17 protein-coding genes are annotated in these 16,720 nt (G+C 44.4%); 3 read left to right on the top strand and 14 right to left on the bottom strand.

Annotation, left to right across the window (positions count from 1 at the left end; translation table 11 throughout):
- Window positions 1–45: 45 nt before the first annotated feature.
- The 14 genes from AACW18_RS16465 to rfbB are packed head-to-tail and all read right to left on the bottom strand — an operon-like array spanning window position 46 to window position 13,474.
- Entirely contained in the window at window positions 46–1,485 is a 1,440-nt protein-coding gene (locus AACW18_RS16465; protein WP_339381576.1) for a phosphomannomutase, read from the bottom strand.
- Window positions 1,485–2,933, bottom strand: a complete 1,449-nt coding sequence (locus AACW18_RS16460) for a mannose-1-phosphate guanylyltransferase/mannose-6-phosphate isomerase (RefSeq protein WP_218389257.1) — start codon at window positions 2,931–2,933, stop codon at window positions 1,485–1,487. Before AACW18_RS16460 ends, AACW18_RS16465 begins: the two co-directional genes overlap by 1 nt.
- Window position 2,934: 1 nt before the next feature.
- The gene (locus AACW18_RS16455; RefSeq protein WP_218389256.1) at window positions 2,935–3,933 is read right to left on the bottom strand and encodes a hypothetical protein; all 999 of its coding nucleotides are present in this window, start codon (window positions 3,931–3,933) and stop codon (window positions 2,935–2,937) included.
- Window positions 3,923–4,522: a DapH/DapD/GlmU-related protein gene (locus AACW18_RS16450; RefSeq protein ID WP_218389255.1), complete on the bottom strand. Its 600-nt coding sequence runs from the start codon at window positions 4,520–4,522 to the stop codon at window positions 3,923–3,925. The genes AACW18_RS16455 and AACW18_RS16450 overlap by 11 nt, the downstream gene beginning before the upstream one ends.
- Window positions 4,523–4,525: 3 nt before the next feature.
- Window positions 4,526–5,608 (bottom strand): glycosyltransferase, encoded by a 1,083-nt coding sequence (locus tag AACW18_RS16445; RefSeq protein ID WP_242379498.1) that lies wholly within the window; start codon window positions 5,606–5,608, stop codon window positions 4,526–4,528.
- Window positions 5,592–6,569 carry an EpsG family protein gene (locus tag AACW18_RS16440; protein WP_242379497.1) on the bottom strand — a complete coding sequence of 326 codons (978 nt, stop codon included), beginning with the start codon at window positions 6,567–6,569 and terminating at the stop codon, window positions 5,592–5,594. Before AACW18_RS16440 ends, AACW18_RS16445 begins: the two co-directional genes overlap by 17 nt.
- Window positions 6,570–6,578: 9 nt before the next feature.
- Window positions 6,579–7,460, bottom strand: coding sequence for a glycosyltransferase family 2 protein (locus AACW18_RS16435; RefSeq protein WP_218389254.1), 882 nt, complete (start codon window positions 7,458–7,460; stop codon window positions 6,579–6,581).
- Between the two features lie 3 nt (window positions 7,461–7,463).
- Entirely contained in the window at window positions 7,464–8,051 is a 588-nt protein-coding gene (locus AACW18_RS16430; protein WP_218389253.1) for an acyltransferase, read from the bottom strand.
- A complete protein-coding gene (locus AACW18_RS16425; RefSeq protein ID WP_242379496.1) occupies window positions 8,038–8,649 on the bottom strand; it encodes an acyltransferase in 612 nt (203 codons plus the stop codon). The genes AACW18_RS16430 and AACW18_RS16425 overlap by 14 nt, the downstream gene beginning before the upstream one ends.
- Window positions 8,646–10,088 (bottom strand): hypothetical protein, encoded by a 1,443-nt coding sequence (locus AACW18_RS16420; RefSeq protein WP_218389252.1) that lies wholly within the window; start codon window positions 10,086–10,088, stop codon window positions 8,646–8,648. The genes AACW18_RS16425 and AACW18_RS16420 overlap by 4 nt, the downstream gene beginning before the upstream one ends.
- Before the next feature lie 49 nt (window positions 10,089–10,137).
- Complete coding sequence (locus AACW18_RS16415) at window positions 10,138–10,959, bottom strand: NAD-dependent epimerase/dehydratase family protein (protein ID WP_218389251.1); 822 nt, start codon at window positions 10,957–10,959, stop codon at window positions 10,138–10,140.
- Window positions 10,960–10,961: 2 nt separating this feature from the next.
- On the bottom strand, window positions 10,962–11,513 hold the full coding sequence (gene rfbC, locus AACW18_RS16410) for a dTDP-4-dehydrorhamnose 3,5-epimerase (RefSeq protein WP_218389250.1): 552 nt from the start codon (window positions 11,511–11,513) through the stop codon (window positions 10,962–10,964).
- Between the two features lie 12 nt (window positions 11,514–11,525).
- Window positions 11,526–12,389: a glucose-1-phosphate thymidylyltransferase RfbA gene (gene rfbA, locus AACW18_RS16405; RefSeq protein WP_218389249.1), complete on the bottom strand. Its 864-nt coding sequence runs from the start codon at window positions 12,387–12,389 to the stop codon at window positions 11,526–11,528.
- Complete coding sequence (gene rfbB, locus AACW18_RS16400; protein ID WP_218389248.1) at window positions 12,389–13,474, bottom strand: dTDP-glucose 4,6-dehydratase; 1,086 nt, start codon at window positions 13,472–13,474, stop codon at window positions 12,389–12,391. The genes rfbA and rfbB overlap by 1 nt, the downstream gene beginning before the upstream one ends.
- 728 nt (window positions 13,475–14,202) lie before the next feature.
- Here rfbB and AACW18_RS16395 point away from each other — a divergent pair.
- The 3 genes from AACW18_RS16395 (at window position 14,203) to AACW18_RS21525 (ending at window position 16,716) form a co-directional block, all read left to right on the top strand.
- Window positions 14,203–14,877: a response regulator transcription factor gene (locus AACW18_RS16395; RefSeq protein WP_218389247.1), complete on the top strand. Its 675-nt coding sequence runs from the start codon at window positions 14,203–14,205 to the stop codon at window positions 14,875–14,877.
- Between the two features lie 39 nt (window positions 14,878–14,916).
- On the top strand, window positions 14,917–16,275 hold the full coding sequence (locus AACW18_RS16390; RefSeq protein ID WP_218328336.1) for an ATP-binding protein: 1,359 nt from the start codon (window positions 14,917–14,919) through the stop codon (window positions 16,273–16,275).
- A 150-nt stretch (window positions 16,276–16,425) separates the two neighbouring features.
- Window positions 16,426–16,716 (top strand): hypothetical protein, encoded by a 291-nt coding sequence (locus tag AACW18_RS21525; RefSeq protein WP_218389387.1) that lies wholly within the window; start codon window positions 16,426–16,428, stop codon window positions 16,714–16,716.
- Window positions 16,717–16,720 lie beyond the last annotated feature (4 nt).

Below are 16,720 nucleotides of genomic sequence, written 5' to 3'. Positions count from 1 at the left end.
ATTACCCCATGTACTTAATGTTTATATTAACCAATTATTGCAAGATCATTTTATGTCTATCTTATTTAGATTACCAAGACATTTCGTGACAATCGACTTTGCATGTTCAACACTATCAGACTCAGCATAACAACGCAGCTCTGGCGCATTACCTGAAGGGCGAATATGCAGTATATCTCCGCCATCAAATGATACTCTCAAACCATCGGTTAGGTCTACAAACTTTACCTTTAACTTACTGAACTGGAGTCTTAGCATCAGAGCATTTATATCTAAAGATCCAAGCTCAATAATTTTACGACTTTTTACCTTCGGAAAATCTTTAATTCTATCAGAATAAGTGAATCTCTTCGGCAACTCTTTAACCAACCCAGATATATTCGAGGGGTAAGAGTTTACAAATAAAATTAATGCTGGTAAGACTGCGTCCCTAGTAGGTAATGGCTCCAACTCAACACCATTAATTTTAATATGGCTACCGAGTAAAAAACCACCATTAGCTTCAAAGCCTGCAACGGATTTAAATTGTGAGTTTAAGGATGTAAATGCCTCCAACACATAAGGTGAACCAATCTTTGTATGGGTAACATGTAAAAACTTCCGACAGGATTTTACCATTGTGTTACAGCTTACAGGAACGGCGACAGCCTCTATTTTCATCTTGGCTGCACATAAGACTCCTAATACATCTCCTCTTAGCCAGTTACCTTCTTCGTCAGCAACAAGAGGTCGGTCACCATCCCCATCCGTAGAAAAAATAGCATCAAGCTTGTATGTTTTCGACCAAACCTTTGCTTTATTTTGATCCTTATCAGAAACAGCTTCAGTATCGATCGGAACGAAATCTTCACTACGTTCAAGTGAGATTATTTCTGCACCAAGAGCCCCAAACAGTCTGGCGTAGAGGTCACGACCCGCGCTAGAGTGCTCATAAATTCCAAGTCTCATTCCAGAGAGCGGGGAGTCATTAAACAATGAAGTATAACGTTCGATGTATGCTATTGCAGCGTCATCCTTAGATACTAGGGATGAGAGATTCTGTACAATAGAGAACGTCTCCTCTACGGAAATAATCGCTAGCTCGTCAGCTTTCGAAATTTCACCGTCAGGTCGATAAAACTTCAAGCCATTTCGGTCGAATGGAATATGGCTTCCTGTCACCATGATACAGGGGATCGAATCGCTCATAGCTTTATATGCTAATGCAGGAGTTGGGATCACACCATAGTAAACCGGCTCTAACCCTATGGCCTCCAATGCAGTAGCACAAGCCATCGCCATTGCATAGCTGCTAGGCCTATTATCAATCGCCACTGCTATACGATTAAAACTATAGGAAGGCTTCATTACTGCAACAAAAGCATAAGTAAATGCGAAGCATACTTCCGGTGTAAAGTCTACGGCAAGACCTCTGGCACCACTGGTTCCAAATTCAACTCCGCTGCGCTGAATAACATCTTTACTAACAAGATAATCTTGCTCAATCATATATCCCCCCCTTCTACTCGACCATATTTATCACCAAAACGGACAGTATCATTCTCATCAAGATATTTTCCAGAGCGAATTTCAATAAGCTCCAAGTCAATTTTTCCTGGGTTTTCAAGTGAATGAACTGCACCAATGGGAATAAATGTGGACTCGTTTTCAGTAATCAGAAATTCCTGCCCAGCATTAGTCACCTTGGCTGTGCCTGAAACAACAATCCAATGTTCAGCCCTATGATGGTGCATTTGTGTTGATAAACGCTCACCTGGTCTTATCAAGATTTTTTTAACTTGATAGCCATTGCCATCATCAATCGAGTCGTATTGACCCCAGGGTCTGAATACCTCTCGGTGGATATTATATTCTTTGCGACCACGACGTTTTAACTCTTCAACAATAGATTTTACATCTTGCACCTTGTCTTTACTTGAAACAAGAATGGCATCTTTTGTCTGAATGATAACTAGATTTTCCACGCCTATGGTTGAGACAAGAATAGACTCGGCAGAGACATAGTTATTATGACTATCTATCAAAATAACATCACCGCGACAAACATTGCCACAAGCATCTTTATCTGATATTTCCCACAAGGATGACCATGAACCAACATCATTCCAGCCGGCATCCATTGGGATAACAACTGCATCCGATGTTTTTTCCATAATGGCATAATCAATAGATTCACTGGGGCATTCATTGAAAGCGTCACTATTGATCCGAATAAAATCAAGATCACTGCTGACATCATTCATTGATGCCATACAGGCATCGTATATATCAGGGCGTGACTTCCTCAGTTCGGCCAAGTAACAGCGTGCACTGAACATGAACATACCGCTGTTCCAATAGTATTCACCGCTCGCTAGATAATTTTTGGCGACATCCAGATTGGGCTTCTCTACAAATTCATTAACAAAATATGCTTTTGAATTTTCTTGAGAGGCCTGCAGCTCACAGCCACGATGAATGTAACCATAACCAGTCTCTGGGGTATTGGGAACAATCCCAAATGTCACTAGCTTTCCTGATTCGGCAAATGGAATGGCACTGTTAATTGCATGAGTAAATGCCTGTTGATCTTGAATCAAATGATCTGCAGCCAATACCAGCAAGATCGGATCGTGAGCATCACTACTGTTTTTAAGGCTTTGTATTGCAGCCAATGCGATGGCAGGAGCAGTATTTCTTCCTACCGGTTCGAGTATAATATTATTAGCCAGAATATCGAGCTGACGGAGTTGCTCTGCCACAATAAAACGATGCTTTTCATTACATAAAATAAGAGGATCCGTACACTCGATATCTGCAAGTCTATTCACTGTCTCTTGCAACATCGAGTTGTTACCATACAAGTTTAAAAACTGCTTTGGAAAATGCTCACGAGACATGGGCCAAAGCCTGGAGCCAGAGCCCCCAGCCATAATTACAGGAATAACAGCCATATTAATTTTCACTTCTAGCCAACAAGTTATCAAGCCATGTAGATAAAGACAATGAATCTACACTTAGCGCGGAATATGACATCTCATTAAAGTACACAGAACATTGCGTTTCAGACCATCGCTTTCCAGTATTCCTATCAATGATAATGACATCACTCATGGCTGCATGGCAAAGCACTGCAGCATTTGTCGTTACCAATTTGTGGCCATCTCCCAACGTCTCCCAAGTACGCATGGTTAGACCGGTTTGATTGGCATTATGTATATCTATAATATATTCACTATGTTCAGCTACACTGATTATTTCCGCCCTTGATAGCGGTTTAAACGTGATCCACTCCCTGGGTGCAGCTCTCAAGCAAGAGTCCAGGAGATAATAAAAAGCAAATTGTAATTTGCTTGGGAAGAATATTCTTACATAATTATTGGCATTGTCCTCATGAGAAAAAATATGCTGCAATACCGATACACGATCTCCATGATAACTACCAATAAAGCTATACTTATATTTTTTATCTGTTGTCGCACCATGGTTTTTTTTATCAGAATAGAATAATGGTAGATAGCCATATCCATATCTCTTGCTGTCGGCAATATCGAATGTATATGCCAGATCTGCTTTTTCAGCCAATAGTGGGAACGTTTTTATATTCGATATTGAGTCCCAGCTATAGCAGGTCACTCTTGTTTTTGGGTTGAGTTTTTTAATACTTTCAATCAAGCAGGGAGATATACAGGTTCCCTTGACAATAATTACTTCCTCAACCGAGGGGAGCCTGCCTGAAATGACCTTGAATATTTCTGAACTATATCGCTTGGAGGCAACATGGGCATATCCGAGAATATTAAACTTGATCAGAGCCTTTGATACGGACGAACATAGTGGTCGATCAGAAAATGCAAGCACTGTCTTATAACGATGCTCAAGTTCTGCGGTAAGTAATTTTTTATAATCAAAAAAATCCGGGCATATCAAAACGGCACCAGCATTACTTTGCATCAACAGCCACCCATTGATCACTTTGAAAATCAAACTTCTTAATTACTCTTGCCGGATTGCCTACGGCGATAGAATTTGCGGGTATATCCCTGGAAACCACCGAATTTGCTCCGATGATAGACGCCTTACCAATCTTGACGCCAGGCAACACGACAACGCCTTCGCCTAGCCAAACATTTGACTCAATGACAACAGGCTTAGCATGAAGTGTCCGCTCCCTGCAGATGGAGTCAGGATGAGAGTGCTCCATCCCGCTATAGCTGCCATGGTTAAGATCTGTGATAAAAACCCGACTGGCAATCAATACATCATCACCAATCACAATGCTTTCAGCCGCCGCAATATGAACAGCATCATTGAGCTGGCAGTTCAGACCAATATCCAGATTGATGCCATGGGAGCCATGGGCCTCCAACCGGCAATATCTTCCGGTAGTGAATCCTTTTGCCAATCTGATTCTTGATGCACCTCGAATTTCAAAAGGTCGTCTAATCAAACGAGCATCTTGAAAAAATATTCTGGTGAGAATATATTCAACAATCAATCGAATACATCCCAAAATACCATAATGCTGGATATATTTTTTCATAATCTAGACAATCCCGTCTCTAATTATATTTTCTACACAATGCTTGTTGATGCCAGCCTGATTATAATTATCAATGATCTCCTCCCGGGATATTTTCAACCCGCCAGATAACCTCTCATCTAGCAGTTCATAAAAGGAGTGTTCATTGAGAATATATCCATTGATACCATGACTTATTTTCTTGTTAAAAAATGGGAGCTCGGTCGCCAATACAGGAACCCCAAAAGCATTGGCGATATCTATTTGTGATGTGGCCGTGACAGAACTATACATTGAATACATGAAGTCTGACACATACAACTGTGCAACGACTTCCTCGGCGTCCACAAATTTATTTATCCAGGTGACATTTCTTCCTTGTTCAGCCCGTTTATAAAGATGTTCTGAATATTTCTCCAGCGGTCCTCTCCCCATAATGGTTAGATGAATATCATTATCGTTGAATCTTTCCAGGACTCGCCCCAATATATCCAGTCCCTTGTACGAGGTGATAGCCCCAAAGAAAAGTATTTCTATTTTTTTATTGCTGTGCTCGTCAACCGAATTGCCTTTGTTTACCAAGCAGGAAAAATCCCCTGACATAGGCAGACAGGTCTTGGTGATTTTCTTATTGGGATAATATGCTGTTGCAATAGATTCCAGATCATCAGAGGCGACAATCATCCTCGAGGTTCTCAATGCCATGAGACGATCTGACAGGTAATAATTCATGCCTCGGAAGAAACCAGCTCTGTCGACATGATTTATGAGTTCATGGCCCCAAGCTACAACTTCTATTCTTCTGTCCAACAGCATGGTCAGATAGGCGGAGAAAATACCTTGTGAGAAAATAATCACACGGTCATATCTTTTATTAATGTCTCTGGCCAGAGCAAGTACAGAGCAGGCCGTCTTGATGGGAGCCCGCAAACTGTAATAAAACACGTTGTCTGTGTAATTTGTCTCTTCGGAAGGATTCGAGGATGGAAATGCGAAAGAAACATCACACGACTCTAGCGCATGTGCCAACCCAGTAAATGAAAACCACATGGCAGAATCACGGCTAGACATGGAAACAAATATGACTTTTTTATTTTGTGTAACCATGCTGATACATGCCCTCCTGAATCGCATGTTGATCGGCTTGTAACAATAAATATGTTTTTCCTATGGTCATGAAAAGAGAAAGAGAAACAAATAAAAAGAGAGTTGTCATATTCTTATTGCCTTTTGCAATGGCGATTGATGGCAGCAGGATCAATAGCGCAATCGGATATAGTCTAATTAAAACAGGGATGAACGTCATGCAGCAAAGAGTCAGATATAGCAAGGTCGGCACAATGCCACCCTGAGTTTTGAAGAATACGAATGGCAATATCATAAGCACAACCAATTGCAAGGTAGCCACATCCATACGAATATTCAATGCACCCAATGCCTGATAATCATTAATTTTACTGATAATCGCCGGCAGCGCGAGCATCAGTATCATAATGCCAACCATACCTAACAGAACCAGCACCTTCACCCTTATCTTGTTCAAGTAAATCAAGGTCATCACAATTGCAGAAAGGTGGGACATGACTGCTAGTATCATGAACACATATGATGTTTTGTTTCTGTTCTTGAGATAAGCGCAGACGGCAACCAATCCAAAGTGCAGAGACAAGGACTGGCGCAACAAATTCAACTCGAAGGTGATAAAAGAGATAGGAATATATAATCCCATCAAGAATATGAATTTGGTTTTATCCAGCTTTAGACAGGCATATGCAAATAGGATAAAGCTAATCAACCTTAGAACGACCAAAAACTCTATATAATCAAGTCCAAAAACCTTTGAGGTGGCCAACAGCAAACTAAAGACTGGTTCAAAGGAAATTGAAAATGGTGGTTCATAATAGGCCCACTCATACACATGATGATCCGGCCCGGCATCTATATGGTAAAAAATGAAGAATAAGAATATATATAAGAAAGCCCCCTTCAATATTCTTTCATCTTTTTCAGAACAGATTGAGAGAAGCAGCAGGGGAATATAAAGCAGCAAAACCAGATATAATGTCATACATGCATACTACATTTTGAAGCCATCAACCAGCCCCTTGATGAAACCTTGTCTTACGGCCCCAGTAGATAACATAATTCGCCCCAATCGGGTGATCATAGTATAGGCAATGCTTATTTCTCTTTTTGGAAAAGGCAGGTTCTTTTTGGCAAAATAGATTCTGTTTCTGGTCAGGTGGTAAGCCCCAAAGAAGCTCAGATCTCCTCCTGTAGATACACTGACTTTGTGTGAAATGACAATGTTCTGCTCAAGTTTCACTTTATAGCCGGCGACATGGGCACGATATAGAAAGTCGGTATCATCATAATATGCAAAATAGCGTTCGTCCATCATACCCACTTTCTTGAAAACATCGCGATTTACGATCAGAAAACATGTGGGAGCATATGCGTGATAGTCGTCAAATCTTGTAGCCGTATCTTTATCCATACCGGCACAATCATGAGGAGCAAGAGCTCTGTATTCATCAAAATAGCCACCGGCATACCAAAGCTTGCCTTCTGGATAATTCAGAATCAATGGGCTGATGAGGCTTTCCCCACTGATCGCAACCTGCATCAGGTTACCAAATACATCGGGTGTCTCGAAAATAAGATCATTGTTAATGATCAAGATATACTCACAGCCATCAGCCAGGGCAGCCTGAATACCTTGATTATTTCCAGCCGCTACACCAACGTTGTTCCCTTTATTATCAATAAAGGAAGTTTCTATACCATATTGAGTAGCCAATTCGTGGGCCAAACTCAATGATTCCGGCTTCGAGCTGTTATCAATAACATACAGGATAAAGTCTTTATAATTTTGACATGCCAAGCTATTAAAGAAATCAGGCAACACTTCTGGTGTGTTATATAAAACAGTTACAAGGCCCAGTTTCGGCGATTTCATAATTTATACAGACTCCCAGTCTTGGCTTTTAAAATTGAATTTCTTTATCACTTTGGCTGGAGCACCAGCAACAACTGTATAGTCAGGTACATCTCTGGTAACTACAGAATTGGCCGCCACAACGGAATTCTTTCCAACTGATGCTCCAATAATGCAGACATTCTCACCCAACCATGCACCTTCATTTATCGTAACAGCACCTTTAAACAGAACTGGTTGATCTTTTATTGGCACATTAATGTCTTTATATTGGTGGATGTTATCTGATATATAAACCTTGTCCGCTATTAGCACATTAGATTTAATAATAACACTATTAACTGATACAATATGAGAATGCCGACCGATGTACACATTATTATGTATTTCTATTTTCGGTTCAAAATTATCATTTTTCAGTGCTAACAACCATGCTCCATTTCTAATGACAACACGATTTTCAATAATTATATACTCTGCCCCATCGATTGTATCAGGCCACAAAATTCTATTATTTTCTCCATATTTCTTAAAGGAATGGGAGAAAAAATAATTAAATATTAAGGAGAATGCTTTATTTTTGATTTTATTAAAAAACCTATAACTTAGCATCACTCGCCTCCCAAGCATCTTTTTCTTGATTATATTTTCGAATTATTTTTGCTGGGACTCCAGCACAAACACAATAATCAGGTATATCCCGCGTAACTACAGCATGCGCACCAATAACGCATCCCTTTCCTATTTTTACACCAGGTGAAATATGGGCACCAATACCGATCATTGTATAATCGCCTATTGATACATCGTATCTTTTATCTTCAATTATGGAAGCATAACTCTTGTCAGATGAAGGTGACTGTAGGGGATGAACCACATCAACAATGCTACACCCAGCAGTTAATGATACATAGTTCCCAATGGATATTGCCCCTCTTCCTATAATATGTACATTTTGCTCTATGTTGACATTATTACCAATCTTTATAACAACAGTTTCTTGAGGATCTATGACTTCAAGGCGAAGTCCATTTCGAAATGTGCAATTATCTCCCACCGATATATGTTTTTCACCTAAAATAAGCATCGGACTTATGAATAAATTTCCTTTACCAAACGAATTAAAAGCTCTTGAGTAATAAAGATATGTTATTAAATGCCATTTTAAAAAATATATCTTACTGAAAAACTTCCTTATTAGTCTACTCATTTCCCATTAAATTCCATAATAATATCTCTAAACGAATATATATAATATACAATAACTCCTATTGTTATTAAATATGCTATATATGGTTCAATACTATATGTTGATATAGCTAATAATAAACAAACAATCTCAAAAGAGAAAAATTTACTTTTGCATAATGGAATATCTATAGATGTCAGATTTATGTTTACTACTAAATTATAAAGTGTTGCTATGAGTGACGATACTACCATTGCATATGCTATCGCATGCACACCATATGTCATGCAAAACAGAATACCTAATGAGATATTGGAAATACCTTCGAATAACGCACCATACAAGGCCTTACTTTGATTTTCAGTTCCAATCAATGCCAGTGCATAGGGTATATTTAGAGCTCGAATACATGCCCCAATAATCAATAAATCGATAAAATCCCCAACAGGATAGCTGTACTCCGGCGACATCCAAAGTACTAATAAATAGTCTCTTAAAAGATGATAAGCCGTGTATGATAACAACATTATCATCGCCAATATTCTTGTTATCAAGGTTACTGTATTGGCGAGCTTATATTTATCATGGTTGGCATGAAACCCCGTAAACACTTGTATTAATGGATTCAAACCTGAAGATAAAAAACCAATTAATGCCATGACAAGACCATTTGCAATGGTGAAATAAGCTACGTCACGAAAAGAAAAATAACCTACAATCGATGTATTCATTCCATTAACTAGCAGCATACCCAAATTCCATACTGCCAAGCTTAAACAAAACCTAACAAATTTTTCTTTTTCATACAGGCTGTTTTCAATTTCTTTTTCATTAACTTGAAGTGATCTATGCCAGTATATAATAGAGAAAATAACAGTAAGCATATTGACAGAAAGAAAAACAATGCTCATTAATACAAGGCCATAGCTGGCTACAGCAATAATTGTGATCCCAAGAACAACCTTACTAATGAGATTCAACCACATAGGAATATGGTTTTTTCTTACCCCAATAAAATATCCATAATATGAATTAGTTAAGAGTGATATAGCATATCCCAATGAAACAATCAGAACGATTATTGGGGCATCCTCTTTTAAATTTGACGCATTTATATCAATCAAATCATTTATAATAAAACTTAATAGGCCAGAAAAAAGCAATCCTAAAAAAAACATCTTATATAATAGGTTATTGGCTGTCTTAATAGTTTTTAAGATCCCTGAATACTCTCTTCGCTGTATATATAAGGCAACATAACGACCGACAGCCGTTTGCACGCCAAGATTTAGGTACCCAATCAAAGCTCCAGTCTGTAAGGAATAACTCCACAGCGAGTACTCTTCCAGAGACATTTTATGCAGCAGCAACGGAGGTAATACTAGTGCAAATATAGCATTGGCACTACCATTAATTATGTTGGATAGTGCGTTGATGCCGAATCTTATTATATCTTTCAATTTGGTACCTAGCTAATGTTGCTGGAGCTTACTAGCTCCAGCCTGCCCGCTACTTTAAGTAGGTGTAAAAATCGGCGATCATTTTCTCTAAGTCAAAAAGAACATTCCTTGGCTTATAATCCTTTATATAAGACTTAATCTTTTCGATATTAGTCTCAGGGAAAATTTCGTTCGGGAATGAAATATTATGCCAGATCACATCACATTCTGTGTGCTTTTGCAGAACATCCGCGATTTGCTGAGCGGTAATATTATATCCTGCAGCGATATTGATGACCTCCCCCAGGCTGTCCGGATGATCCGCCAGTGCGATACATGCGCTGGCCACATCCGTTACAGACACATAATCTTTGGCATAATTATGGTCAATATACATATCAACCTTGCCATTATTAATCGCATTACGAGTGATCGCCGGCAAGAAAAGCGGGCTATGCAGGGCGACGCCATAGACATTGCTTGGCCTGACAATGGTAATATTACGGCCACTTTTCAGGCACAACTCTTCGGATACAAGCTTAGTCAGATTGAATAGCCGGCGCTGATCATCGGTGCATACTTTCAAATCATCCTCTTCTGAAGAAGAGTCATGATTCATGTATACGCGAGTGGAAGAAACATAGACGAGGCGTTCGAATTTTCCTCGTTCAAGCAAATCTGCCAACAAACGACAGTTTGCATCAAACACTCCAAGTGGCGAATTCTTGCAATCACCTTGCCCCGCGCTGTATATCACTATGCCCAGGTCGGTTTCGAATATATTTTCATCATCACGTGGCGGCACCCAAACATCCTGTCCAGAAGCTTCCAGCATGCCAACTATCTCGCTGCCGATAAAACCCCGTCCACCAAAAACGGTGTAACATTTCATACTCACCACCCATTCACCAAGTTGTGACGGATCTGGGCCAGCGTAGGCTGTACGCTGTCTTTTGGTGACAGCACAGGCGCAGCCAACGGCCACTCAATGCCCAGTACGGGATCATTCCACAGCAACCCACTCTCATCTGTCGGATCGTAGTAATCTGTGCACTTGTATTGAAAATCAGCAGTTTCACTCAGCACACAGAAACCATGGGCAAATCCAGGCGGGATATAAAACTGGATCTTGTTTTCCCCTGTCAGCAATACAGATTCATGCTGACCAAATGTGGGGGAGTCAGGTCTTAAATCAACTGCAACATCAAATACACTCCCCTGAGTTACCGTGACCAGCTTTCCCTGCGGCTTGGTTTTCTGGAAATGCAGTCCACGCAATACATTTTGAGTAGAACGGGAGCGGTTGTCCTGAACAAAATTCTGGGTTATCCCGGCCGCCTTGTAACGAGCATCCTGATAGGTCTCATAAAAGAAACCACGCTCATCACCAAATATTTTCGGTTCAATAATGAGCAAATCTGAAATCTTTGTTTTGATTACATTCATGTCGACATCTCTTTACTTGATCAAGCTCAACAAATATTTTCCATAACCAGTTTTTACCATGCTGCTGCCAATGGCTTTTATTTGATCACGGTTCAGCCAGCCATTGTTAAGTGCAATCTCTTCAAGACATGCGATTTTGAATCCCTGGCGCTTCTCGACTGTCTGAACAAATTGAGACGCTTCAATCAGAGAGTCATGGGTACCAGTATCAAGCCATGCAAAGCCTCGTCCCAGCTGTTCTACCTTCAGTAGACCGCGCTCAAGATAGGCCTGATTGACACTGGTGATTTCCAACTCGCCACGATCGGATGGTTTAATACTTTTTGCAATGTCAATGACGGAGTTATCATAGAAATACAAACCGGTTACTGCCCAATTCGATTTTGGCTTTTCCGGTTTTTCTTCTATTGACTTGGCGCGAAACTCTTCATCAAACTCGACGACGCCAAAACGCTCAGGATCCATCACTTTGTAGCCAAATACGGTAGCACCTTCCTGATTGGCAATCGCCTTCTGCAGTTGCTTACCAAATGCCTGTCCAAAAAAGATATTATCGCCAAGCACCAGACAGACACTGTCTTCACCAATGAACTCTTCACCGAGAATAAAGGCTTGAGCCAATCCATCTGGTGAGGGCTGCACCGTATATTGCAGATTGATGCCGAACTGCTCACCATTACCAAGCAGGCGCTGAAAACTCTCCGAGTCCTCAAGAGTCGTGATGATCAAGATATCCTTGATCCCTGCCAACATGAGCACCGAAAGAGGGTAGTAGATCATCGGCTTATCATAAATTGGCAACAACTGCTTGGAGATGCCGCGTGTGATGGGATGGAGGCGAGAGCCTGAACCACCGGCCAGAATAATACCTTTCATTACTTCTTCTCCCCGTACTGCTGATCAATCCAAGATTGATAAGCACCGCTCTTGACGTTGTTGACCCACTGCTGGTTATCCAGATACCACTGCACCGTCTTGCGAATGCCGGACTCGAAGGTCTCTTGCGGTTGCCAATCAAGCTCGCGACTCATCTTGCTGGCATCGATGGCATAGCGGCGGTCGTGACCGGGACGGTCTGTGACATAGGTAATTTGATCGCGATAAGAACCCGCCTTGGGCACCATCTCATCGAGCAGATCGCAGATGGTGTGCACCACCTCCAGGTTCTGCTTCTCGTTATGACCACCGATGTTGTAGGTCTCACCCATCACACCCGTGGTGACCACGGCATAGAGAGCGCGGGCATGATCTTCCACATAGAGCCAGTCACGGATCTGGTCGCCCTTGCCATACACCGGCAGCGGCTTGCCATCCAGCGCGTTCAGGATCACCAGCGGGATCAGCTTCTCGGGGAAGTGATAGGGGCCGTAGTTGTTGGAGCAGTTGGTGACCACGGTCGGCAGACCGTAAGTCCGGCGCCAGGCGCGCACCAGATGGTCGCTGGAGGCCTTGGAGGCAGAATAGGGGCTGCTGGGGGCATAGGGGGTGGTTTCGGTAAAGAGCGGCAGCACCTCGCCGGTATGCACCTCATCCGGGTGGGGCAAGTCCCCATATACCTCATCGGTGGAGATATGGTGGAAGCGGAAGGCCACCTTGCGCATCTCATCCAGCTCGTTCCAGTAAGCACGAGCTGCTTCCAGTAACACATAGGTGCCGACGATATTGGTTTCGATAAAATCGGCAGGCCCGGTGATGGAACGATCGACGTGACTCTCGGCGGCCAGGTGCATCACGGCATCGGGCTGATGCGCGGCAAACACCCGATCCAGCTCGGCGCGGTTGCAGATATCCACCTGCTCGAAGGCATAGCGATCACTGGTCGAAACTTCGGCCAAGGACTCCAGATTGCCCGCATAGGTGAGTTTATCGAGGTTGACGACGGCATCCTGCGTATCACGGATGATGTGGCGAACAACGGCAGAACCGATAAAGCCGGCGCCACCAGTCACAAGGATTTTCATATAGATTAGTGCTCTCGCAAGATAATTAAATTGAACGAAGAGAATGAGACATGATAGGGGAGTGGATGATGATCATACCGCTGTGATGGCATAGAAAATCGGTAAAAGGAAACCAGATAACGCTCTTATCCTGACCGCGACGTTGGCTACCGCCCCTGAGTTACAGCTCCCAGCATGCTCTCTTTAACCTGATTGTGCTCGCTGTTGGTCATCAACTCCTCCAGCTTCTTGTCTTGGTTGATGTTTAGCAATGATTCCCAATCGCCTTACACATCAGAAAATGCAGGATGCGTGCATTGCTCACATCTTGGCCATATTGAGCCATCAACACGATTTAACCCCAGATTCTATCTCGTTTCCCCCAAGGATGAACAGTCAAAACATAGGAAACAGCCAAGCCAACAAGGCATACAAAGGGGTGTATTCGAATACCAATATGCCTCTGTAAACCAGTACACTCCATTAGCTATTACACATTGCATCCGTATAAGGGCATGAAAGACATCAATTTTTCAAGTTCCTATCATCTTACCTTTGTTATGGTCACATATCTTAGTACGCTCGGTTATCCTGCCTTGGCCATCATGTCCATCGTCAGGGAGTGACGCATCCTCTAAAGGGTTATGTGATTCAGTCCCGATACAGGGGTGACTGGTTAGGATCCGCATTGACTCTCCTTCCTATACACCCTCTAATTGACAGCCTGGACCCTCATAATCATGCATCTTATGAAAATTCTATTGGTCGAAGACGACAAGCTGCTCAATCACCATCTTACTACGCTGTTGACCGAGGCCCAGAATCAGGTCCACAGCACCGACAGCGCTCAGATTGCGCTGCACTATGCCCGCGACTATCCCATCGATGTGGCCATCATCGATCTCGGCCTGCCGGATATGGACGGTCTGCAACTCATCAGCCAGTTGAGGGAGCAACAGATCCCCTTCCCCATCATAGTCCTGACTGCCCGTGGCAACTGGCAGGACAAGGTGGAGGGTCTGGAGGCCGGCGCCGACGATTATCTGGTCAAGCCGTTCCAGAAAGACGAACTGCTGGCCCGTCTCAATGCCCTGGTGCGCCGCAGCGCCGGTTTTATCTCTCCCAGGGTGAAGGCGGGTGACTACGAGCTTGATCTGTCTCGCAAGGAGCTGAGCATCGCAGGGGAAGTCACTGTGCTGACCAGTTTCGAGTACCTGATCCTGGAGTACCTGATGCGCAATGCCCGCCAGGTGGTTTCCAAGCAGCAGTTGCTGGATCAGCTCTACGGCGATGGTGAAGGGGACCCGAATACCATAGAGGTCATGGTAAGCCGGCTGCGCAAGAAACTGGATCCGGAAGGAACGGTCTCCCCCATCTCCACCATTCGGCGTCAAGGCTATATCTTTAACCTTTCATGCAGTTGAGCGCCGCATCTTGCCGCCCTCTCCGCCAATGAGCGTCCCATGTATCTGATCAGCCGATCCCTCCACATCAAGCTGATGATGAGTGCCATGCTGGTCATCGCTATCATCATGTCCTTCTCGGTCTATATCCTCTACCTCGGCCACACCGAGGAGCAGGCCCAGAAGGCCAGCACCCGCATGCAGGAGAACCTCTCCAAGCTGTTCTCCTCCAAGCAACCGGATCCCCGTGCCATCACGGATCTCGGCAACATCACCCCGGATGCCATCGACCCCAACCTCGACACCCTCATCTGCCGGGCCGATGGAGAATTGAGCTGGTCCAGTCTGCATATACCTGAGGTGATCTCGGTCAAGAAGACCATCTGTCAGGATCTGATGAAACACCTGGGTGGGTTGGATCAGGACTACTTCTTCAAGCTCCACACCATCAAGAATGGCGAGAGCTACTTCATCTACAGTCTGCGCTTCCTGCGCAATCATGGTAAGGGCCCCACCACCTACTACGTGGTGATGGTCGATTCCGCCAAACGCTATCTGGCCCAGACCCAGGCCTACCTCTATCAATGCATCCGCCAGGCGCTGCTCTCCTACTGCCTGCTCGGTGCCTTGCTGCTGCTCACCAGCTTCTGGAGCCTCTCCTCCCTGCGCACCATGGCACGGCAGATTGACGAGATCCGGGCCGGCAAGCGGGAGGCGCTCTCCAGCGACTACGAGCGGGAGCTGCAGCCGCTGACCGAATCGGTCAACCAGCTGCTGGAAAACGAACGCCAGCAGACCCAGCGCTACCAGCATGCCCTGAACGATCTTGCTCACAGCCTGAAGACACGGCTGGCACTCATCCAGATCACGGCGCAGGAGCTCAAGCTCGGCCACGACATCCATGACAACATCAACGAACAGATCACCACCATGGATCAGATCATCCAGTACCAGCTGCGCCGCGCCGTCACCGGCCGCAAGCGCCTTGCCAGCAAGGGCACCGAGCCGGTACCGCTCATCGAGAAGCTGCTGGCCAGCCTCTCCAAGGTCTATCGCCACAAGAAGCTGCAGACCAGCTTCCAGTTCGATGACGATGTCTTCTTCAGCGGCGAGCAGGGCGATCTGATGGAGCTGATGGGCAACCTGCTCGACAACGCCTGCAAGTTCGCCATCAGCGAGATCCGGGTGCAGGTGCGTCGCCAGGAGAACTGCCTGCTCATCGTGGTGGAAGACGATGGCCCTGGCATCGATCCCGGCAAGTCACAGCAGATCTTCCAGCGCGGGGTGCGGGCCGACAGCTCCTGTGGCCAGGGCATCGGCCTCGCGGTGGTGACCGAGATAGTGCACAGCTACGGCGGCAAAATCCGGGTGGACGAGTCACCGCTCGGCGGCGCCAGATTCCACATGACACTCCCCTGATACCGCAGGGGCCCAAGGCATGGGGTATGGATCAGTTCATGCCCCATGCCGGCCCGTCTAAGCGCGAAAGCGTACCTCTCATCGAGCTGCATCAGAAAGCTCATCGGCGCCGTGACATGACTCGATACCAGCGACGATAGCACGGATGCAATAGCCAAGGTCGACTGCCGTCCTCCCCCCTCTTCCAGCCTCAACAACTGCTGCGTCTGCTCACCGAAGCCAGCACCAGCCGTACCTGCTCGTCACTATCGAACCATCAGACCATCGATTCCCGTATCGAGCAGACCCGCCTTCTGGCCAGCAACCTCGCCAGCAATACAAGACGGGCAAAGCCGCCCTAGCCAACCGATAGCCAGCCGTACCATGGCCGAACTGGCAAGGCTTGCGGGGCGGAGTGACAACGGAGTCGCTCGCACTGTGATGGCGGAGAATGACGGCTAGGCAA

The organism is Aeromonas sp. sia0103, assembly GCF_963895295.1.
GTDB classification, from domain to species: Bacteria; Pseudomonadota; Gammaproteobacteria; order Enterobacterales; family Aeromonadaceae; genus Aeromonas; species Aeromonas encheleia.
The sequence above is the reverse complement of the archived record's forward strand: the minus strand, read 5'-3'. Positions and strand labels throughout refer to the sequence as shown.

Bases quoted from the DNA above. Each gene is read 5' to 3' on its own strand.
- AACW18_RS16455 (WP_218389256.1), bottom strand. From the start codon at position 3,933: ATGCAAAGTAATGCTGGTGCCGTTTTGATATGCCCGGATTTTTTTGAT.
- AACW18_RS16460 (WP_218389257.1), bottom strand. From the start codon at position 2,933: ATGGCTGTTATTCCTGTAATTATGGCTGGGGGCTCTGGCTCCAGGCTT.
- AACW18_RS16430 (WP_218389253.1), bottom strand. From the start codon at position 8,051: ATGCTAAGTTATAGGTTTTTTAATAAAATCAAAAATAAAGCATTCTCC.
- AACW18_RS16415 (WP_218389251.1), bottom strand. From the start codon at position 10,959: ATGAAATGTTACACCGTTTTTGGTGGACGGGGTTTTATCGGCAGCGAG.
- AACW18_RS16425 (WP_242379496.1), bottom strand. From the start codon at position 8,649: ATGAGTAGACTAATAAGGAAGTTTTTCAGTAAGATATATTTTTTAAAA.
- AACW18_RS16395 (WP_218389247.1), top strand. From the start codon at position 14,203: ATGAAAATTCTATTGGTCGAAGACGACAAGCTGCTCAATCACCATCTT.
- rfbA (WP_218389249.1), bottom strand. From the start codon at position 12,389: ATGAAAGGTATTATTCTGGCCGGTGGTTCAGGCTCTCGCCTCCATCCC.
- AACW18_RS16445 (WP_242379498.1), bottom strand. From the start codon at position 5,608: ATGGTTACACAAAATAAAAAAGTCATATTTGTTTCCATGTCTAGCCGT.
- AACW18_RS16440 (WP_242379497.1), bottom strand. From the start codon at position 6,569: ATGACATTATATCTGGTTTTGCTGCTTTATATTCCCCTGCTGCTTCTC.
- AACW18_RS16390 (WP_218328336.1), top strand. From the start codon at position 14,917: ATGTATCTGATCAGCCGATCCCTCCACATCAAGCTGATGATGAGTGCC.
- rfbB (WP_218389248.1), bottom strand. From the start codon at position 13,474: ATGAAAATCCTTGTGACTGGTGGCGCCGGCTTTATCGGTTCTGCCGTT.
- rfbC (WP_218389250.1), bottom strand. From the start codon at position 11,513: ATGAATGTAATCAAAACAAAGATTTCAGATTTGCTCATTATTGAACCG.
- AACW18_RS16435 (WP_218389254.1), bottom strand. From the start codon at position 7,460: ATGAAATCGCCGAAACTGGGCCTTGTAACTGTTTTATATAACACACCA.
- AACW18_RS16450 (WP_218389255.1), bottom strand. From the start codon at position 4,522: ATGAAAAAATATATCCAGCATTATGGTATTTTGGGATGTATTCGATTG.